The following is a 19,258-nucleotide window of genomic DNA, read 5'->3' on the forward strand; positions in this document are numbered from 1 at the left end:
TCGTCTTACCCGGCACGGCCAAAAATCAGGCTGCAGTTGGTGCCGCCGAAACCAAAGGAATTGCTCAGCACGCGGCGGACGGCCTGCTCGCGGTTGTGCAGCAGGTAGTTCAGGGGCAGGGCCGGGTCCAGTTGCCGTGTGTTCAGGCCAGCTGGCAACAGGCCGTGCTGCAGGACGAGCGCGCAGATCACCGCCTCCAGCCCACCCGCCGCACCCAGGGTGTGGCCGGTGGCGCCCTTGGTGGAACTGCAGGGCGTGGCTGATCCGAACAGCGCCGCCACCGCCCTGGTTTCGGCCGCGTCGTTGCTCGGCGTGGCCGTGCCATGCAGGTTGATGTAGTCGATGTCCGCTGCGTCCAGCCCGGCCGTGGCCAGGGCGTCCTGCATGGCCATGCGCGCGCCCAGGCCCTCGGGGTGGGGCGAGGACATGTGGTGGGCGTCGCTGGATTCGCCGATACCCAGCAGCAGCACGGCGTCCTTGTTCAGATGCTCCGGCACAGGTTCGAGCAGCGCGAAGGCGGCCGCTTCGCCGATGGAAATGCCGTCGCGTTCGACATCGAATGGCCGGCAGGCCCGGGTGGAAGTCAGGCCCAGGGAATTGAAGCCATACAGCGTCGTCAGGCACAACGAATCGACGCCACCGACCACCGCTGCGTCGATCAGTCCGGCCGCCATCATGCGACGCGCCGAAGCAAACACCTTGGCGCTGGACGAACACGCGGACGAAACCACCACCGCCGGACCGGCCAGGGCCAGGACATGGCGCGTGAAATCGGCCACGGAGAACGTGTTGTGCGTGGTCCGGTAGGAAAAATCGGGAGGAAAGGCGCCCGTGGACGGATCAAGCCGGCGGTAGGCCAGCTCGGTTTGCAAAATGCCCGAGGTGCTGGTGCCGATGAAGACGCCGATGCGCTGCGCGCCGTACTTCTGGCTGGCGGCTGCGACGGCTTCGGCAAAACCGTCCTGCATCAGGCCCAGCAGCGCGAGGCGGTTGTTGCGGCAGTCGAACGCTGCCAGTGCGTCGGGAAGCGTCACGGCATCCACCCCCGTCACTTCGCCGACAAAGGTGGGCAGATCGACCGTGTCAAACGCGCAGGGCACAAGGCCGCCACGCTGCTCGCGCAAGGCGCTGAGGGTTTGCTGGAGGCCGCGACCGATGCTGCTGGTCGCGGTGAAATGGGAGAGCCAGAGCGGGTTCAGAAGAAATCTAGCCGATCTAAAAGTAAAGTCATGTTAGCAAATCCAGTGGGCGTTTTTTGCGGTGATGGGTTGTCAGGCAGCGAGGTAGGGGCGATGCTGGTCGGCCCGGGTACGCACCACGTGGCGCAGGGACAACCAGGCGGTGACGGTCCCCAGCAGGAGCCCGGCCCACATGTCCACGGCCACATGCTGGCGTGTGGCCACCGTGGAGTAAACGATGCCGACGCCCCACAGTGCATTGGCCAGGCAGGCCCACGGCGGCGCGCCAAAACGGCGCAGCAGGTGATGCATCCAGAAGCCCGAAAAAGCGGCGGTGGCGACATGCAGGGACGGGCAGGCGTTGCCCGCTGCGTCCATGTTCTTCAGGAAGTCCACGCCCGGGTACAGACTCCAGTCGATGTCAGCCGCCGGAACAATCGTGGGCCAGAAATAGAAAATGATCAATCCGGTCAGGCAGGTGCCGGCCATGGCCAGGCTGTACAGATAGAGTTCGCGCCGGCTCGCCAGGAACGCCGGTGGCAACGACACATACACCCACAGGGACACATACAGCGACAGGGCCATGGGTTCAAAGCCGATCAAGCGGTCCAGCCATGTGACCGGCATCACCGTGACGGGATAGGCCGGGTTGTTGAGCACATGGAAATAGGCGGCAAAAAACACCGCGATGAACAGCGGGATACCTATGCTTTTGAGGACCACGTCCCGGGGCACAAGCCGTGCGGCCTGGCGGTACCAGGGCAGGGCCTCAGGGCTGACCGGGGGCGCGCTCATGCCAGGGCCTCGGGCAGGGTCACCGGCTTGAGGCGGGCCGCCGCAGCCGAGGTCAGCACGGTGGGCAGGACTTCGAGAATCACCGGGATGCCGCCTGGCGTACGCGCGGCATTGCCGTCGTGCAGCAGCACGATGGCGCCGGCCTTCAGGCCGTGCAGCAGCTTGCCGGTGACGCGCTGCGCATCGCCGACCCGGGTGTCGAAACCACGGACCGACCAGCTGGCCAGCCGCAGTCCCATGCGAGTGAGTACCGGGTCCAGAAAAGGATTGCGCAGGCCGGCGGGCGCGCGGAAAAAGAGCGGTCGCCGGCCGGTGATTGCGCTCAGCGTGTCCTGCGCGGCCTGCAGCTCCCGCGCCATGCCGCGCGGCCCCATGACGGAAAAGTGGTGGCGATGGTGCTGGCTGTGGTTTTCAACCGCGTGGCCGCGGCGAACGATTTCCCGGCACAGCTCCGGGTAACGCGCGGCCTTTTCACCAATGCAAAAAAACGTGGCCCGGGCGGCGTAGCGGTCCAGCAGGTCCAGCACCTGCGGCGTGACCTGCGGGTCGGGTCCGTCGTCGATGGTCAGGGCAATTTCGTTCCTGGCCATCGCGGCGGCGGGCAGCCGCGACCAGTTCGGGCCCAGCCAGTGGCTGCGCGGCCACAGGCCGACGCCGGCCACCAGCGCGTGGTTGGCGACGACGGCGGCCAGTGCCCAGGGCCACAGCGTGGGGGCGGCAACAGCAACGCCCAGCGCCAACCCGTGCAACGCGAGGGAGGCGCGCAGCAGCGGCCTGGCGTGCCAGCGCGGCTCAGGCTTGGGGCTCACGGGGTTGCCTCGCAAAAATTGCTGCATACATCAGCGCCAGGATGACACCGGGTGCCACTGTGGCGCCCATCGCCTGCAGGATGGAAATTTTGGAAAACGCCAACAGGCCAAAACCTGCGACGGTGGTGAGATTGGCCAGCGCCATCGAAGCCAGGGTGCGGTGTGAGATGGGCGTGAGCGGGTCGGGCCGGTCGAAAAACAGGGCGTAGTTCGAACCCACCGCCACCACCAGCAGCAAGCCCACCAGATGCAGGATGATCAGCGGCTGGCCGGCCAGGGCCAGGCCTGCCGTGACGGTGATGACCGAGGCGACCAGGGGCGCGATGACGCGCAGGACACGCATGGGCGAGCGGAACACCACCAGCAGCAGCACGACGATGGAGAGCAGCCCGCCCAGCGACAGCAGCGTGGCTTCGCGCAGGTAGCCGGCGTACAGGCGGTCGGATTCGGCTTTCATGTCCACAAACAGCACATCCGGCGAGTTGCTGCCCAGGGCTGCACGAATCCGGTCGGCCTGGATGCCCGCGCCTTCCGGCGCCCGAAGCGGCAGCAGCGCGGTCCAGCCGCCACGCGATGTCTGCAGCAGCAGCGCATCGACCGCCATGGCTAGGGAGGTCTGTTCGAGGTCGGACGCCTGCAGCAAGGGCCGGCTGCGGCTGGTTTCCACGTCGGCCAGAAAGGGCGTGAACACTTGGGCGCGCACCGGCAGGCCCTGCACCGCCTGCGCCAGGCGCGGCTGCAACACCTCCGCCGGCGGCAGGCTGGCCTGGCGCGCACGCTGCGTCGCCATGCCGGGAAGGTAGCGGCTAGGGCTTTCAAACCCGGCGAGTTCGCCCTGGTCCACCTGCGTCTGCAGCAATGCGGACACCTGTTCGGCGGACACCAGCACCGATTCCCGGCTGCTGCCGGAGATGACCACGACGTAACGCACATCAGGGGCGCCCATGTCGGCGCGCAGGCTTTCGTCGAGTGCGATGTCGGCTTGCGACACCGGGCTCAGCGAGGAGATTTTTTCGTTGAGCAGCGTGTCGCGGTGGGTCGCGAGGACGGCGCAGGCGGCCAGCAGCAGCAAGGCCGCCGGCCAGCGCAGCGCTGCGGCGCGCTGCGTCAGCCGGCTGAGCACGCGGCCGATGGCCGAGATGTCGTGGATGCGGAACTGCGCCGGCAACAGGTGTGGCAGGACAAAACGCGTCATGACCGCGGCGGCCACCAGTCCGGCAATGGCGTACAGGCCCAGCTGCGCCAAGCCCGGAAAGCCCGACAGCAGCAGCGAGGCAAAGCCGAAGATCGAGGTCAGCACGCCCAGCCGGATCGTCGGCCAGAAGCGCTTGACCCAGCTGTCCTGTCCGGCGTCCGCCTGTTCGGATTGCACGAACAGATAGATGGAATAGTCCACCGCCTCGCCGATCAGTGCGGTGCCGAAGCCCAGCGTGATGCCGTGCACCGCGCCAAAGCCCAGGCTGACGGCGGCCACGCCTGCCAGCACGCCGCTGAGGACCGGCAGGAAACCCAGCGCCAGCGCGGTCGCCGAGCGGTACACCAGCAGCAGCAGCGTGGCAATGATCACCACGCTGATCAGCGAGAGGCGGCTGACCTGGCTTTTGATGGCTTCGCGCGAGGTGACCGAAAAGACGCCGGGCCCGGTCATCACCAGCTTCGCGGCGGTGCTGTCCTGGCGTGCCGTGTCGAAGGCCTGGCGGATGGCGGCCATGGCGCTTTGCTGGGCGTCGGTGTCGGACCCGTCGGCGCGTGTCTGCATCAGCAGCAGGGCGCGCGCACCGTCGCGCGAGGCCCAGGCGCCGTCGATCAGGCGCGGCTGCGTGCCGGCGTCGAGCTGCCCGAGCAATTGCACCATTTCGCCGGTCGGATCGCGCGGCAGCAGGGACTTGACCATCAGCCCGGCCGGCGAGGCCAGCAGGTCTATGCTGTCGGCCAGGGCTGCGTGCAGGCCGTCGGCGCTGAAGCGGTCGGGTGTGACAAGCGGGCTGAGCAGGTAGCGGTTGTTGAACAGGTAAGTCCGGTCGCGCTCCTTGTTGACCGGCTCTCCGTTGTTGACGGCGACAAAAGCCGGGTCGGCGCGCAGGGTGCGGGCGACCTCTTTGGACAGGCGGGCGCGGGCTGGCCCGTCCTCCCCCTCGATGCCGACCAGGATCAGGCGCGAGGCCAGGCCGTCCTTGAGCTGGTCCATCAGCAGCTGCTGTTCGGCCGTCGGGTTGCGCGGCATGAAGGCCGACAGGTCGGTGGTGATCTGGGTGCGGCTGATGATGGCGCCGCAGGCCAGCAAAAAGGCCAGCCACAACCAGACCGGCAGAAGCCGACGCTGGAGAAACCGGCTCATTTCGCGGCCAGCTTGTCGATCACCATGACCGAGCGGTCCTTGTCGGTCTGCTCGATTTCAATGGTCCTGACGTCGGCTTGGCTGCCGGCGATGCGGACGCGCTGCACCACTTCCAGCATTTTTGTCTCGATGGGGCGCAGGGTCAGCGTCCAGCGCTCCTCGGAACCTTCGAGGTCGAGGTTGTAGACGCGCCGCAGGGCGACCATGTCGCCGGCCAGGGTGCCGCGTATGCTTTCGGTGAAGGCCACCAGTTCCGGGTAGTCCTGCAGGCGCAGCACCATGCGGCGCTTGCCGCGTTCGACGGTGAGGCTGCCGCCTTCGATCAGCAGCGACTCCGGCCGGGGCTTGAGTGTGCGTTTTTCCAGCCGGTCGGGCGCGGTGTAGAGCAGTTCGCCGGACGACTCCACGGGGGCCTCGAGCAGGGCGATGTATTTCTTTTCGACAAAGCTGGCGCGGCCGGACTTGTTTTTTGCCAAGCCCTGCATCAGCTGGGTCACATCCCAGGCGGCGAAGGCGGGGCTGCCACTGAGGGCCAGCAGCAGGCCGGCGCCGGCCAGCCAGGTTTTTCGTGAAGGGGTGGTCAGGCGGGGTACATCAGTCATGGGGTGGGACCGGGTTGGGGCGCAGCTGCCGGTTTGCCGGCCTGCCAGAAATTGAAAAAATTGAACCAGTTGTAGGGCGCCGCGCGGGAGTGCTGCTCCAGCAACTCGGCGTAACGCACCATCGCGGCCTGCACCGCCGCTTCGCGCCCGCCTGCAGGAATGGTGGAAAAATCGGCCAGCGTTTCAAAATGGATATCGTAGCGATTGCCGCCGCCATACAGGCCGACCATGAACAGCACCGGCCGCCGCAGGATGGCCGCCATGCGAAACGGTCCCACGGGAAGCTCGGCCGGCTCGCCGAGAAAGGGCACCGGTCGCGTGGTGTCCCGGTTCAGGCAGCGGTCGGCCAGCATGCCGACCACGCTGCCGGCCTCGATCAGTTCATGGACGCGCAACATCGAATCCGCGTGCCCCAGTGCCACGATGTCCTGCTGCGCCGCCGGGTTGATGGCGCTCAGGGCGGCATTGATCTTGCGGGCGTTTTCCTCGTACATCACCATGGCCACGCGCAGGCCCGGTTGCCGCCGGCCGACCGCGCGCAACACCTCGAAACTGCCCACATGCGCGCCCATCAGAAACACGCCTTTGCGGTCCGCGGTCAATTCGGCCACGAGGTGTTCCTGGTGGATGCGGATGTCGAAAAGGTTGAAGCGGTCGTTGATCAGATAGACCCGGTCATGGATGACGGAGGCGAAGCTGAAAAAATGCCGGAACACATGGCGCCAGCCGGCCCGTGCTCCTGCCGGCAGTGCCAGCGCGCGGCGCAGGTAGTCGCGTGATGCGCGGCGGGCGGACGCGTTGGCCACCAGAAAATAGGCGGCAATGCCGTACAGCACGCAGCGGCCCGCGCTGCGCCCCAGGCGCAGGGAAATCCAGGTCATCACGCGCAGCATCAGCATGTTGCTGCGCTCCGGGCGATCCCGCCAGGCGGCCTGGCGACCCGCGCTGGACGGACCTGTGGGCGCCTGGCTCATGGGGCACTTTCGAAGATAAAGGTGCCGGTGGCGACCTGCCGGCCATCGCCGGAAATGTCAAAACGGGTGTGGCCCGCAGGGGTCGGCGCGCAGGAAATCGTCAGTGTCTCCCCCGGCAGCACCGGGCTGAGGAATTTGGCCGAGGCGATCTGGCAGCGCAGCGCCAGGTCCCGGTCGTCCCCTGCGCCCATGCGCGCCTGTCCGGCGGCGTGCAGGGCGGCATCGAGCAGCAGCACGCCCGGCACCATGGGCCTGCCCGGGAAGTGGCCGGCAAAAGCGGGGTGGTCGGCGGCAAAACAGACCGTGGTGGCTTCACTCTGCACGGGACGGGCCTTCCTGGGCGGCGGGACTCTGGTGGAAGCGGGCCAGCGCCTCGAGGACATCGCGCGGCAGCTTGCCGGTGGCGTTGCGCGGCAGGGCGTCGAGCAGGACCAGCGGGCGCGGCAGGAAGATGCTGTCTATCCGTTCCTTCAGCGCGGCCTGCACGGCGGCTGCCGTCATGTCGGGGGCCACGACAAACGCCACCAGCCGCACCACGGCTTCGTGGCCGCTGTCGTCAGGCATGAAAAACGCGCCGTCGAGCACGCCGGGAATGCTGTTGAGATGATGGTTCAGGTAGGCCAGTGAGTTGCGCTTGCCGGCGATATTGACCAGGTCCTCGAGGCGACCGTGCAACAGAAAATGGCGGTTGTCGATGGCCTGCAGCACATCGTTGAGCGGCACCACCTGTTCGACATGGCCGCCGCAGGCCCACATGCGGTCATCGTGCGGTGTCAGGGTTACCAGGGGAAAAAGCTCCCACTCGGCGGTTTGCGCGGTTCGCCGCGATGCGATCTGGCCGGTTTCGGTGGAACCGTAAATCTCGAACAGCGGGGCGTCAAAACGGGCTTCGCAACTTTGCGCGAGCTGCGGGGCCATGGGTGCCGTGGCCGACACCACGAGGTCCAGCGCGGGCAGGTCGATGGCCGAGGCCAGCAGCACGCGCAGATGCACGGGGGTGCTGACCAGCATGCGCGGGCGCGTGACGGACTTGACGGCGCTGACGATGTCGGCCGGGTAAAACGGCTGGCCGGCGTGTAATGCGCCGCCGCTTTGCATGGGCAGCAGGACGGTGGATTCGAAGCCGAACATGTGCTGGGGCGGGACCGTGCCGACGATGGTGCAGGGCGCGGCTTCGTCCAGGCCCAGCCGCAGCGCCTCACCGCGGGCGCTGCGCACCAGCGAGCCCCATGTCTTGCGGTGTGGCAGCGGCATGCCGGTCGAACCCGAGGTGAATACGTCGGCGACTGCCTGTTCGCCGGGGAGCAGGGGGATGTCGCAAGGGGCTTCAGGATCCGTGTGGGACGGTCCGTGGGCAAACGCATCCTGGTAGGCAAAACCGGGCAGTTCGATCGCGTGGGGGGCATCGGCCAGGCAGAACACATCGGGCGCCAGGCTGCGCAGCTGGCGCATCATTTCCGGGGTGTGGGTGGGGGGCAGCAGGCTGATCTTCTGTGTCAGCAAGGCGGCACCGAGGCCGACCGCGAAATGGTAGCGGTCGCTGCAGGCGTTGAGCATGTGTTTGCCCGGCGGCAGCGATGCGGCCAGCTGTTTCACATCGCCCAGGTACTGGCGGACCGTGATGATCTCCCCATAGCGCCAGGCCAGGATGTCGTCACCACAGGTGTGGCTGATGAGCGCGTAGGTGGTCATGGGCTGGGATGAAGGGCTGGGAGCTTGGGCGGGCAAAGGTAGTGCAGGAGCGCGGCGGGCCGTCAGGACGAGGGCGGCAGCCCGCCCGCGCTGGCCTGGCGGTAGGCGCGAATTGCCTCCAGCGGACCGGCCCGGTCGGACGGAGCCAGCAGCAACAGGCGCGCCGCGTATTCGGCGGAAAACATCACGACCAGCAGCGGCAGGTTCAGCAGGTTGGCAAAAGCCGACCAGACGCTGACCGGCGCGAGCCAGAACAGCAGCAGCGACAGCGTGGTCATGACGGTGAAATACAGGGTCCAGGCCCAGGTCACCTGCCGGGTGTAGCGGGCCAGGGCGGGCGACAGGCTGCCGTGGATGATGGCGGCAAAACGCGAGACCATGGGCTGCTGGCCGGCGCGCAGGGTACGCGCGAAGGCCAGGCCCAGCAGCGCCTGTATGCCGGCATGCTGCAGCAGAAACACCCAGTTGTAGTGCAACACGAGCCAGCCGCTCACCGCATACAGCAGGGTGCAGCCGGCCAGGCACAGCATCAGCATCCAGGGCCGCTGCGGCGAGCGCCAGGCCAGCACGAGGGCCAGCGCGATCAGCGGCGCGATCGCCACCGCTGCGTCCAGCAGGTCGGGGTGGGGGTCGGCTGACGCAAGATGCGCCAGCACCGGGTAGGCGGCGCAGACGGCGGCAATGGCTGCCCAGCGGACGCCGCGCAGCACTTTTGCCGTCAAGCCAGGTTTCACTTCGTTCTTTGCTGCGCGATGTGGTCGCTCAGGCTGCGCAGCGACTGGAAGATGGCGGTGTTGTCCTCGTGGTCTGCGCGCAGCTGCAGGCCATAACGCTTGGACAGGACCAGCGCGATTTCCAGGATATCGATCGAGTCGAGCCCCAGGCCCTCGCCATACAGCGGCTCATCGGGCAGGATGTCCGCGGCAGCGGTTTCCAGATTCAGGGAAGTGACCACCAGTTCGGCCACTTCACGCATCAGCGCAGCATCGGCTGCAGGCGCGGCAGAGGGTTGGAGGGAGGAGTCTGGCATCGTGGTTGTAGGCATGGATTTTCAGGGTGTCGGGGCGTTGCGCCGGTGCTGCCAACCCCCGGGGTTCAGTGATGTTTTGATGGTAACTGACATTGTTTTTTACGCGCTGCATGGCTGTAGGTGGCCGCCCCTGGAGTGTGTCAGACCGAAACGAAACAAGACGTAAAAAATGCCCCCGAAAACCCGATGGCAGCCGGCCTTGGTCTAGCCGGCCTCGCTGTCACCGGATTTGACGGCCCGCGGGGCGCGGGGCACCGACAGGGTTTGGGCCGGGGTGGGCGCGGCGGTCTCGGCAGGCAGGGCGGCATCAAGCACGGCCTGGCGCACGCTGGCCTTGTCGCCGGCGCCTGCAAATTTGCTGTACTTGCCAAGCGTGGTCACCAGCTGGCCGTAAATGCGCGGGTTGCCGGCCACACATTCGCCGTGGTCCATGAAGTCGGATTCGCCGGTGAAGTTGCCAATCAGGCCACCGGCCTCGGTGACCAGCAGCGAGCCGGCCGCCACGTCCCAGGGCTGCAGGCCGCTTTCAAAAAAGCCGTCGCTGAAACCGGCGGCCACATAGGCCAGGTCCAGGGCGGCTGCGCCCGGGCGGCGCACGCCGGCGCACTGGCTCATGACTTCGCCGAGCGCGTTGAGGTAGGTCTTGAGCTTGTCGCCGGGACGGTAAGGGAAACCGGTGGAGATCAGGCATTCCTGCAGGCGCGTGCGTTTGGCCACCCGGATGCGGCGGTCGTTGACGTAGGCGCCGCGGCCCTTGCTGGCGCTGTAGATGTCGTTGCGGGTGGGGTCGTACACCACCGCCTGCTCGACCTTGCCGCGCACGGTCAGGGCAATGCTCACGCAGTAAAACGGGAAACCGTGGATGAAGTTGGTGGTGCCGTCCAGCGGATCGATGACCCAGACGAATTCGGAATCCCTGGCGCCGTGTTCGCTGCCCGACTCTTCGGCCAGGATGCCGTGGCCGGGGTAGGCAGTCAGCAGCGTCTCGATGATGATCGCTTCGGCCGCATGGTCGACCTCGGTGACGAAGTCGTTGGTCTGCTTGGCCGAGACACGAACCGCCTCCACATCAAGCGCAGCACGGTTGATGATGGCGCCGGCGGCGCGTGCAGCCTTGACGGCCACATTGAGCATGGGGTGGAGATTGCTGGACATATAGGGCTAAGAAAGAGCGGAAGGGCTGCGGCCCGGTAACCGGGGCAGGCGACAATAACGCCATTTTACCGGCTCGGGCCGGTTACCCGGCTTTTTATCCATGAAAACGCGCTTTATCCTGATCAACACCAGCCACGCCGGCAACGTCGGCGCCACCGCCCGGGCCATGAAAGTCATGGGCTTCGGCGACCTGGTGCTGGTGGCGCCGCGCTGGGACAATGTGCTCAGGCGCGAGGAAACCATACAGCGTTCGAGCGGGGCGCTGGACGTGCTGAAGAACGCCCGCATCGTCGCAACGCTGGACGAGGCGCTGGACGGCATGACCCATTTGTGCGCCACGGCCATGACGCCGCGCGACTTCGGGCCGCCCACGCGTGCGCCGCGCGAGCACTTCGCGGCCCTGCTGGGCGGCGCCGGAATGCTATCAAATCAGGAGCTGACTGCGCCCGTCGATAAGGCGTTGGAGGCCGATTTGGCTTCAAAACCCGAAGGCGTGGCCTTTTTGTTCGGCTCCGAGCGTTTTGGCATGCAGAACGAGGACGTCTACCGCTGCCATGTGGCGCTGAGCATTCCGACCGATCCGAAGTTCGGCTCGCTCAACCTGGCGGCGGCAGTGCAGCTGATTGCCTACGACTGGCGCGAGGCGCTGGGCGGTTTTGGCGTGCAGGCGGCCACGCCGGAACCCCGGCTGGCCGATGCCGCCGCCGTGGCCGGCATGCTCGGGCACTGGGAGCAGGCGCTGGCCGACATCGGCTTTCTGGACCCGGCCTCACCCAAAAAACTGATGCCACGGCTGAACCAGCTGTTCAACCGCGCGCAGCTGAGCCCCGAGGAGATTCACATCCTGCGCGGCGTGGCCAAGGCCATGAGCCAGAAAGCCCACGAAGCTGGCGCCAGCCTGGGTGCGCCAGCAGAGTCAGCCGCCAAGCCATAAACTCGCAGCATGTTCTCCAGACTCCGCTCCGACATCCAGTGCATTCTTGAGCGCGACCCGGCCGCGCGCAGCGGCTGGGAAGTGCTGACCTGTTACCCCGGCCTGCACGCGATTATTTTTCACCGGGGCGCACACTGGTGCTGGACCCACGAGCTCAAATGGCTGGGGCGCTTCATCTCGCAGATCGCGCGCTGGCTGACCGGCATCGAGATTCACCCCGGGGCCATCATCGGCGAGCGCGTGTTTTTCGACCATGCCATGGGTGTGGTGGTCGGCGAAACCGCCGAAATCGGTGACGGTTGCACGATTTACCAGGGCGTGACCCTGGGCGGCACCTCGCTCTACAAGGGCGAGAAGCGCCACCCGACCCTGGGCAAAAACGTGGTGGTGAGCGCCGGCGCCAAGGTGCTGGGCGGTTTTCTGGTCGGCGACGGCGCCAAGATCGGCAGCAACGCGGTGGTGATCAAGCCGGTGCCGGCCGGCGCCACCGCGGTCGGTATTCCCGCGCGCATCATCCCGTCCAAAACCGGGGAGAGTGCGGATGTGACGACGGCCCAGAACAAGTTCGCGGCTTACGGCATCACGCTCGATGACGACCCGGTGTCCCAGGCCATGAAGGGTCTGATCGACAATGCTTCCTCGCAGGAGCACCAGATTGCGCTGCTCTGGCAGGCGATCGAGAAGCTCTCCGACAACGGGAAGGCGCACCGGGACTGCGTGCCGGACGATGCGGCTTTGCAGGAGACCTTTGAGGCTGAGAAGCTCAATCAGTTGATGGGGAAGTAAGAGGCAGACAGTCATGTTTGCACGTGAGTGCAGCACATGCGGCCAGATGAGGCTCCCTTCTCTCGCCCATCGGGGCGAGGGAAGGGCGGGGGGTTGGGAGTGGGGAGTTACGCCTACTGTCCGGGACAAGCCGCAGAAGCAGCGCAATGCAAATAGTGCTATTAAGTTGATAGCTGCCTGCGCCTGCCAGACGGGAGCTGAAGGCTAATTTGATGCTAAATCAGGCGGAAGTCGCCCGAATCGCCGACTTGGGGCGGAAGGCCTTGCAGACCGCCTCGTCGGTTTCCAGGTAAGGTCCGCCAATCAGGTCGACGCAATACGGCACGGCAGCAAAAATACCGGCGACTGCCTGCGAGCCGTCGGCATTTTTCAGGCCTTCGAGTGTTTCGGCAATCGCCTTGGGCTGGCCGGGCAGGTTCAGGATCAGGCTCTGGCCGCGGATCACGGCGACCTGGCGCGACAGGATGGCGGTGGGCACGAATTTCAGGCTGATCTGGCGCATCTGCTCGCCAAACCCCGGCATTTCCTTGTGGCCGACTGCCAGCGTCGCTTCGGGCGTCACGTCGCGCAGCGCCGGGCCGGTGCCGCCGGTGGTCAGCACCAGCGAGCAGCCGGCATCGACCAGCTCGATCAGGGTGGCGCTGATTCCCGCCTGCTCGTCGGGAATCAGGCGCTCCGCAAATTCGATCGGGTTGTGCAGCGCGCGGCCCAGCCACTCTTTCAGCGCGGGCAGGCCCTTGTCTTCATAGACGCCGCTGGACGCCCGGTCGCTGACCGAGACGATGCCGATCTTCACTGCATCGTGGGCCATGGTCAAGGCGCCTCCGGCGCCAGCGTCTGCCGCACCAGCTGGAAGATCTCGCGGTAGGACTTGCCGTGGCGAGGCGCTTCGCCCGGTTTTTCGGGCTTGGCGTCCTTGCGGGCCTGGCGCACCAGGGCGCGCAGCTGCTGCGAATCGGTGTCCGGGTGTTCTGCCAGCCAGTCGCCCAGCGCGTCGTCGGAGGCGATCAGCTTGTCGCGCCACTGCTCGGCCAGGTGCAGCGCCAGCGTGAGCTGGGCGGAGCCGTTTTTCTGCTCGTCAATCGCCGCGCGAATCGGCTCGGTGTCCAGCGGGCGCATCAGCTTGCCGATGAACTGCATCTGGCGCCGTTTGCCCTCGAAATTGGTGATTTTTTTGGCCTGGACGATGGCGTCGAGCAGTTTTTCGGGCAGGTCCAGCCTCGCCATCAGGTCGGCGCGCAGGGTGAGCAGGGCTTCGCCGAGGGCCTGTTTTTCGTCGGCTTCGGCCTTGAGCTGGGTCTTGCTGGGCGGGCCCACTTCTTCCAGGGCAATTTCTTCGGGTTTCACGAAGCGGCCGTGGGACCAGTAGCCCTTGATAGCCTTGGGAGTCTTGTTGTTCATAGCAGTCAGTATCATAGCTACCCATATGACCCTCAAGACTTCCAAGACATCCTCCGGCGCCAAACAGGCGGTCCGGCCTTCTTCCCAACCGGAAAAGGGCTTCAGTTACCACCGCGATTTTTTCGAGGACCTGGTGGACAGCGCCCTCGCGCACGCCAAGAAAATCGGTGCCACCGATGCCGCCGCCGAAGCTTCCGAAGGCTGCGGCCTGAGTGTCAGCGTGCGCAAGGGTGAACTTGAAAATGTCGAGCGCAACCGCGACAAGTCGCTGGGCATCACGGTCTATGTGGGCCAGAAACGCGGCAACGCCTCGACCAGCGATTTTTCAAAGGCAGCGATCGAGCAGACCGTGAAGGCGGCCTACGACATCGCGCGTTTCACCGCCGAAGACAAGACCTCCGGCCTGCCGGCCGACCGCGACATCGCGCGTGTGCACCCTGAGCTGGACCTGTTCCACCCCTGGGCCATCGACTCGGAAGGCGCGGCGCAACTGGCCCTGCAATGCGAGGCGGCCGCCCTGGGCACCAGCAAACGCATCACCAATAGCGAAGGCGCGGGTGTGTCGGCCCAGCAAAGCCATTTTTTCAGCGCGCATACACGCGGTTTCCGCGGTGGTTATGCCAGCTCGCGCCACAGCATCTCCGTCGCGCCTATCGCGGGCAAGGGCAGCCAGATGCAGCGTGATGCCTGGTACAGCTCCATGCGCGACGCCAGCGAACTGGCCAGCCCCGAGGCCGTGGGCCGTTACGCCGCCGAACGCGCGCTGGCGCGCCTGAACAGCCGCAAGATCAAGACCGTGCAGTGCCCGGTGCTGTTCGAGTCGCCGCTGGCCGCCGGTCTGCTGGGCGGTTTTGTGCAGGCCGTCAGCGGCGGCGCGCTGTACCGCAAAAGCACGTTTTTGCTGAACAGCCTGGGCAAGCCGGCGTTTCCTGCGCACATCGACATCAGCGAAGACCCGCACCTGCGCAAGGGCAAGGGTAGCGCGCCGTTTGACGAAGAAGGTGTGAAAACGCGCGCACGCCAGGTGGTCGAGGCCGGCATCGTGCGCGGCTACTTTTTAAGCACGTATTCGGCGCGCAAGCTCGGCATGCGTACCACCGGCAATGCCGGCGGATCACACAACCTGGTGCTGAGCAGCCGCCAGACGAAAGCCGGCGACGACCTCGACGCCATGCTGAAGAAGCTGGGAACCGGCCTGTTCGTGACCGAGCTGATGGGCCAGGGCGTGAACTACGTGACCGGCGACTACTCGCGCGGCGCCTCGGGTTTCTGGGTCGAGAAAGGGCAGCTTGCCTTTCCGGTGGAAGAAATCACGATTGCCGGCAACCTCAAGGACATGCTGATGGGCATCCAGGCGGTGGGCGCCGATGTCTACAACTACGGTGCCAAGAGTGTGGGCTCCATCCTCATTAACCGGATGAAGATCGCCGGGAGTTAAAGCCCCCACGGTTGCTCACTGCGTGTAGCGCCCTGCCCCCCGAGGGGGCCGCTGCGCCTGCGGGCCGGCAGAGCCGGACCCGCGGCCCCTGCTTGATTGAAGACGGCTACCGCGAACTGTCGCTGTGCTTAGCCTGCCAACGCGGCCTTGACGGCGGCGGAGACCTGGCCCATGTCAGCCTTGCCGGCGAGTTTGGCTTTCACTGCACCCATGACCTTGCCCATGTCGCCGGGGCCGCTGGCGCCCAGTTCAGTGACGATGGCTTTGACCTCGGCGGCGACTTCCTCTGCGCTCAGGCGCGCGGGCAGGTAGGCCTGCAGCACCACCAGTTCGGCGGCTTCCTTGTCGGCCAGGTCCTTGCGCTCGGCTTTCTGGAAGGCCTCGATCGAGTCCTTGCGCTGCTTGATCAGCTTGTCGACGATGGCGACCACGGCGGCATCGTCGAGCACCACGCGCTCGTCCACCTCTTTCTGCTTGAGGGCTGCCAGCAGCAGGCGGATGGTGCCTAGGCGCTCGCTGTCCTTGGCGCGCATGGCGGTTTTCATGTCTTCGGTGATCTGGTCTTTGAGGGACATGGCGGTCTCCACGAAACGGGTTGAAAGGTCAAAAAGGCGTCAGAAACACAAAAGCCCGCAGAGCGTCCTCGTGCGGGCTTTTTTGCCGGAGGGCGTGTACTGCTTAGTACAGCTTCTTGGGCAACTGCATGGAGCGGATGCGTTTGTAGTTGCGCTTGACAGCGGCAGCTTTTTTACGCTTGCGCTCGGCGGTGGGCTTTTCGTAGAACTCGCGCGCGCGCAGGTCGGTCAGCAGACCGAGTTTTTCGATGGTGCGCTTGAAACGGCGCAGAGCCACGTCGAAGGGCTCATTGTCTTTTACACGAATAGTCGTCATTGATGAAGTGATCCAAAATTTTGCGCCCTTAGTGATCTGATCAGAATCAGGCCGGACGCGGGTTTGCTAGCAAAGCCTTAGATTATAGCGGGATTTCAAGGCAAGTCCTTGAAACACCGATGGGCGGCGCACCCGTACGGGTCAGTTTTTTGCCACCGCCCCCGAATTGTCTGCCAGAGCCATCGCGCAGGCGTGGGCACTCGCCCAAGCCCACTGGAAATTGTAACCACCGAGCCAGCCGGTGACGTCGACCACTTCGCCGATGAAATACAGGCCGGATTGCTTCGATTCCAGGGTCTGGGACGACAAATCCCGGGTGTCCACGCCGCCAAGCGTCACTTCGGCTTTTTTGTAGCCTTCGGTGCCGGTCGGGGTCAGCTGCCAGTCGGCCAGCCGGTCGGCCAGCGTCGTCAGGGCCTTGTCGGTGGCCTCGCTGACGGGTTTTTGCCAGGCCGGGTCGCGGCTGACCCAGGCGTCGGCCAGGCGGGCGGGCACCAGCGCCGCCAGCTCATTGGCGATCAGCTTTTTCGAGCTGGCCTTGGCGCGCAGCAGCAGGGTGGGCAGGTCCACGCCGGGCGCGAGGTTGATGCGCACCGGCTGGCCCTCGCGCCAGAAGCTGGAGATCTGCAGCACCGCCGGCCCGCTCAGGCCGCGGTGGGTGAACAGCAGGTCTTCGGCGAAAACCACGGCTTTTTTTCGTTGTTTCGGGGTCGCGTCGGCCGCGCCGGTTTCGATCTGCACCGGCAGCGCCAGCCCGGCCAGCTGGGCGTAGGGCGCCCAGGCTTCGCCATCAAAAGTAAGTGGGACCAAGCCGGCACGCGGTTCTACCAAACGCAGGCCGAATTGTTTGGCAATTCGGTAACCGAAGTCGGTGGCCCCGATTTTGGGGATGGACAGGCCGCCGGTGGCGATGACGACCTGCGGTGCTTCGATGGGGCCCCGGTCGCTCTCGATTTTGTAGCTGCCTGTGCCCGCCTGTTCAGGGGCGGTGATGCTTTTGATGCTGCAAGGCTGCCAGCGCGTGACGCCGCCGGCGTCGCACTCGGCCAGCAGCATCTGGATGATGTCTTCGGCCGAGCGGTCGCAAAACAGCTGGCCCTTGTGTTTTTCGTGGAAGGCGATGCCGTGGCGCTGCAGCAGGGCGATGAAGTCCTGCGGCGTGTAGCGCGACAGCGCCGAACGGCAGAAGTGCGGGTTCTCGCTGAGGAAGTTCGCCGGTGTGGTGTCGCGGTTGGTGAAGTTGCAGCGGCCGCCGCCCGAGATGCGGATTTTCTCCGCGACCTTCTCGCTGTGGTCCACCAGCAGCACCTTGAGGCCGCGCTGGCCGGCGATGCCGGCGCAGAACAGCCCGGCGGCGCCAGCGCCCACCACCACCACGTCAAATTTATGGGTCAAACAGGCCTCCAGCCCAATAGGGGCGGGCGCGAGAAGCTATGAAAGATATAGCGGTCCGGCCCGACCGGGACACAGGAGTGTAGCCGGGCCTACCCGGCGCCCGTGGCGCTCAGGCGGCGCGGAACTGTGCCGGAGCGGACTGCGGAAATTCGCCCGCGGCCGCCACGCCGCTGATCACATCGCCGACGACGATGACCGACGGGCTGGCCAGGCCGGACTCGGCGATTGCGCAGGACATTTCGCCCAGCGTGGTGGTGATGTGGCGCTGCGTTGGTAGCGAGGCGTTCTGGATCACGGCCACCGGCGTGCTCGCTGGCAGGCCGGTCAGCAGTTCGTCCTGGATGCGCCCGGCGCCGCTGACACCCATGTAGATCACCAGCGTGAGTTTGGCCTTGTACGCCGTGTCGGCCAGTGCGCGCCAGTCCGTGCCTTCGTCGCCCGGCTTGGCGTGGCCGGTGACGAACACCACGCCGTGTGCATGCTGGCGGTGCGTGAGCGGCACACCCAGCGAAGTCACTGCGGCCAGGCCGGCGGTGATGCCGTTGACGACATGGACCTCGATGCCGGCGGCCTGCAGGTGTTCGACCTCTTCGCCGCCGCGGCCGAAGATGAAGGGGTCGCCGCCCTTGAGGCGCACGACGTTTTCACCTTCGCGCGCGGCCATGATCATCAGTTTTTCGATGAACTCCTGCGGCGTGGATTTGCAGCCGCCGCGTTTGCCGACATGCACGATGCGTGCACCGGGCCTGGCATAAGCCACGATCTCGTCGCTGACCAGGTCGTCGACCAGCAGCACGGTGGCGGCCTGGATCGCCTTGAGCGCCTTGAGCGTGAGCAGTTCCGGGTCGCCCGGGCCCGCGCCGACCAGGGTGCACCGGCCGTTGGAAGAGAGCTTGTTGTTGTTGTTGCTTGTCATAGTTGCAATGTCAGTTGCAAGATATGTTCCACCTGCCGCGCTATCGATGCCGGCACGGCGTGGGAGCCCGACATCACGGCGCGGATATAGGCGGCGGTGCTGTCACTGTCGATGGCAGCGGGCAGGTCCGGCACGCTTGCCAGGGTGCCCGGCTGCGCTTCCTGCAACAGGGTGCGCTTCCCGCCCACAAAGGCTTCCATCTGCGGCGTGCGGCGAGCATCGGCGACGACCTCGCCCTCGGTGCCACGCAGCAGCAGGGCGTTGGCCGCGATCAGCTCGAAAGTCTGGCCCATGGAGATCGCGTATTCGGGATGGGTGTAGCTGCTGACCACCAGCGCCTTGCCCAGGCAGGGGTTCATGATCTTGACCAGGCTGTGGGCCGGGTTGCGCAGGCCGACGGCACGCCGCACATCGAGCAGGCGTTTGAGCCCCGGGCACAGCAGCTCGGTGGGGGCAAACACCACCTCGCCATCTGCTATTTTTTTAATAGCGGTCAGCGCAGGTATGTCAAGGGCTGCAAGCACATTTGACGTGAAAACCCGGCTGGATTCGGTGGCCGTGCCGTGCACCAGCACCGGCAGGCCTTCGCGCGCCAGCAGCAACGCCAGCAGCGGCGTCAGCACCGGCAGCTTGCGCGCGCCGTTGTAGCTCGGCAGCACCACGACGGGCCGGTCGCTTGCCGGAAAACGCAACATGCGTTGGTAAGTCGCGTCCAGGAAACCGGCCATCTCTTCCGGTGTTTCGCCCTTGATGCGCATGGCCAGGCAAAAGCCGCCCACCTCGAGGTCGGTCACCGTGCCGTCCAGCACCTGGCCGAACAGATCGGCCGCCTGCTCACGCGTGAGCGGCCTGGCGCCGTCTTTGCCGCGGCCTATGACCTTGATGTACTGAGCGATGGACATGCGTGATTGTCGGTGAAGGCAG

Annotated in this window: 21 protein-coding genes; 3 read left to right on the plus strand and 18 right to left on the minus strand. The window is 65.9% G+C overall.

The window, feature by feature from the left end; genetic code table 11:
• Positions 1 to 5: 5 nt before the first annotated feature.
• The 11 genes from B7X65_RS11830 to B7X65_RS11880 all read right to left on the minus strand — a co-directional run bounded on the left by B7X65_RS11830 (position 6) and on the right by B7X65_RS11880 (position 10,573).
• Positions 6 to 1,199 carry a beta-ketoacyl-[acyl-carrier-protein] synthase family protein gene (locus tag B7X65_RS11830; protein ID WP_293594644.1) on the minus strand — a complete coding sequence of 398 codons (1,194 nt, stop codon included), beginning with the start codon at positions 1,197 to 1,199 and terminating at the stop codon, positions 6 to 8.
• Positions 1,200 to 1,271: 72 nt separating this feature from the next.
• Complete coding sequence (locus B7X65_RS11835; RefSeq protein ID WP_293594504.1) at positions 1,272 to 1,973, minus strand: phosphatase PAP2 family protein; 702 nt, start codon at positions 1,971 to 1,973, stop codon at positions 1,272 to 1,274.
• Entirely contained in the window at positions 1,970 to 2,782 is an 813-nt protein-coding gene (locus B7X65_RS11840) for a polysaccharide deacetylase family protein (protein ID WP_293594505.1), read from the minus strand. The genes B7X65_RS11835 and B7X65_RS11840 overlap by 4 nt, the downstream gene beginning before the upstream one ends.
• Positions 2,766 to 5,120 carry an MMPL family transporter gene (locus B7X65_RS11845; RefSeq protein ID WP_293594506.1) on the minus strand — a complete coding sequence of 785 codons (2,355 nt, stop codon included), beginning with the start codon at positions 5,118 to 5,120 and terminating at the stop codon, positions 2,766 to 2,768. Before B7X65_RS11845 ends, B7X65_RS11840 begins: the two co-directional genes overlap by 17 nt.
• On the minus strand, positions 5,117 to 5,722 hold the full coding sequence (locus B7X65_RS11850; RefSeq protein WP_293594507.1) for a LolA-related protein: 606 nt from the start codon (positions 5,720 to 5,722) through the stop codon (positions 5,117 to 5,119). Before B7X65_RS11850 ends, B7X65_RS11845 begins: the two co-directional genes overlap by 4 nt.
• The gene (locus B7X65_RS11855) at positions 5,719 to 6,696 is read right to left on the minus strand and encodes an acyl-CoA synthetase (RefSeq protein ID WP_293594508.1); all 978 of its coding nucleotides are present in this window, start codon (positions 6,694 to 6,696) and stop codon (positions 5,719 to 5,721) included. The genes B7X65_RS11850 and B7X65_RS11855 overlap by 4 nt, the downstream gene beginning before the upstream one ends.
• Complete coding sequence (locus tag B7X65_RS11860) at positions 6,693 to 7,019, minus strand: 3-hydroxyacyl-ACP dehydratase (RefSeq protein WP_293594509.1); 327 nt, start codon at positions 7,017 to 7,019, stop codon at positions 6,693 to 6,695. Before B7X65_RS11860 ends, B7X65_RS11855 begins: the two co-directional genes overlap by 4 nt.
• On the minus strand, positions 7,009 to 8,388 hold the full coding sequence (locus B7X65_RS11865) for an AMP-binding protein (RefSeq protein WP_293594510.1): 1,380 nt from the start codon (positions 8,386 to 8,388) through the stop codon (positions 7,009 to 7,011). The genes B7X65_RS11860 and B7X65_RS11865 overlap by 11 nt, the downstream gene beginning before the upstream one ends.
• Positions 8,389 to 8,450: 62 nt before the next feature.
• Positions 8,451 to 9,110, minus strand: coding sequence for a hypothetical protein (locus tag B7X65_RS11870; protein ID WP_293594511.1), 660 nt, complete (start codon positions 9,108 to 9,110; stop codon positions 8,451 to 8,453).
• A gap of 8 nt (positions 9,111 to 9,118) precedes the next feature.
• Positions 9,119 to 9,418 (minus strand): phosphopantetheine-binding protein, encoded by a 300-nt coding sequence (locus tag B7X65_RS11875; protein ID WP_293594645.1) that lies wholly within the window; start codon positions 9,416 to 9,418, stop codon positions 9,119 to 9,121.
• Between the two features lie 204 nt (positions 9,419 to 9,622).
• On the minus strand, positions 9,623 to 10,573 hold the full coding sequence (locus B7X65_RS11880) for an inositol monophosphatase family protein (RefSeq protein WP_293594512.1): 951 nt from the start codon (positions 10,571 to 10,573) through the stop codon (positions 9,623 to 9,625).
• Between the two features lie 100 nt (positions 10,574 to 10,673).
• Here B7X65_RS11880 and B7X65_RS11885 point away from each other — a divergent pair, with 100 nt between their 5' ends.
• Positions 10,674 to 11,507, plus strand: coding sequence for an RNA methyltransferase (locus tag B7X65_RS11885; RefSeq protein ID WP_293594513.1), 834 nt, complete (start codon positions 10,674 to 10,676; stop codon positions 11,505 to 11,507).
• 9 nt (positions 11,508 to 11,516) lie between these two features.
• Entirely contained in the window at positions 11,517 to 12,293 is a 777-nt protein-coding gene (gene cysE / locus B7X65_RS11890) for a serine O-acetyltransferase (RefSeq protein ID WP_293594514.1), read from the plus strand.
• A gap of 220 nt (positions 12,294 to 12,513) precedes the next feature.
• Here cysE and mog read toward each other — a convergent pair whose 3' ends face one another.
• Both mog and yjgA read right to left on the minus strand, forming a co-directional pair.
• A complete protein-coding gene (gene mog, locus B7X65_RS11895; RefSeq protein WP_293594515.1) occupies positions 12,514 to 13,104 on the minus strand; it encodes a molybdopterin adenylyltransferase in 591 nt (196 codons plus the stop codon).
• A gap of 2 nt (positions 13,105 to 13,106) precedes the next feature.
• On the minus strand, positions 13,107 to 13,694 hold the full coding sequence (gene yjgA / locus B7X65_RS11900; protein WP_293594516.1) for a ribosome biogenesis factor YjgA: 588 nt from the start codon (positions 13,692 to 13,694) through the stop codon (positions 13,107 to 13,109).
• Positions 13,695 to 13,719: 25 nt separating this feature from the next.
• Here yjgA and pmbA point away from each other — a divergent pair, with 25 nt between their 5' ends.
• A complete protein-coding gene (gene pmbA / locus B7X65_RS11905; RefSeq protein ID WP_293594517.1) occupies positions 13,720 to 15,132 on the plus strand; it encodes a metalloprotease PmbA in 1,413 nt (470 codons plus the stop codon).
• Between the two features lie 128 nt (positions 15,133 to 15,260).
• On the opposite strand, the gene B7X65_RS11910 is transcribed toward pmbA, so the two are convergent.
• From B7X65_RS11910 to ybiB, 5 genes are all read right to left on the minus strand, one after another.
• Positions 15,261 to 15,707 carry a GatB/YqeY domain-containing protein gene (locus B7X65_RS11910; RefSeq protein WP_096666012.1) on the minus strand — a complete coding sequence of 149 codons (447 nt, stop codon included), beginning with the start codon at positions 15,705 to 15,707 and terminating at the stop codon, positions 15,261 to 15,263.
• A 103-nt stretch (positions 15,708 to 15,810) separates the two neighbouring features.
• Positions 15,811 to 16,023 carry a 30S ribosomal protein S21 gene (gene rpsU / locus B7X65_RS11915; protein WP_007872347.1) on the minus strand — a complete coding sequence of 71 codons (213 nt, stop codon included), beginning with the start codon at positions 16,021 to 16,023 and terminating at the stop codon, positions 15,811 to 15,813.
• A gap of 141 nt (positions 16,024 to 16,164) precedes the next feature.
• On the minus strand, positions 16,165 to 17,418 hold the full coding sequence (locus B7X65_RS11920; protein WP_293594518.1) for an NAD(P)/FAD-dependent oxidoreductase: 1,254 nt from the start codon (positions 17,416 to 17,418) through the stop codon (positions 16,165 to 16,167).
• A gap of 109 nt (positions 17,419 to 17,527) precedes the next feature.
• On the minus strand, positions 17,528 to 18,334 hold the full coding sequence (gene cobA, locus B7X65_RS11925) for a uroporphyrinogen-III C-methyltransferase (protein ID WP_293594519.1): 807 nt from the start codon (positions 18,332 to 18,334) through the stop codon (positions 17,528 to 17,530).
• A complete protein-coding gene (gene ybiB / locus B7X65_RS11930; protein ID WP_293594520.1) occupies positions 18,331 to 19,236 on the minus strand; it encodes a DNA-binding protein YbiB in 906 nt (301 codons plus the stop codon). The genes cobA and ybiB overlap by 4 nt, the downstream gene beginning before the upstream one ends.
• Positions 19,237 to 19,258: the final 22 nt, after the last annotated feature.

This window comes from Polaromonas sp. 39-63-25 (genome assembly GCF_002278925.1).
Lineage (GTDB): Bacteria > Pseudomonadota > Gammaproteobacteria > Burkholderiales > Burkholderiaceae_C > Polaromonas.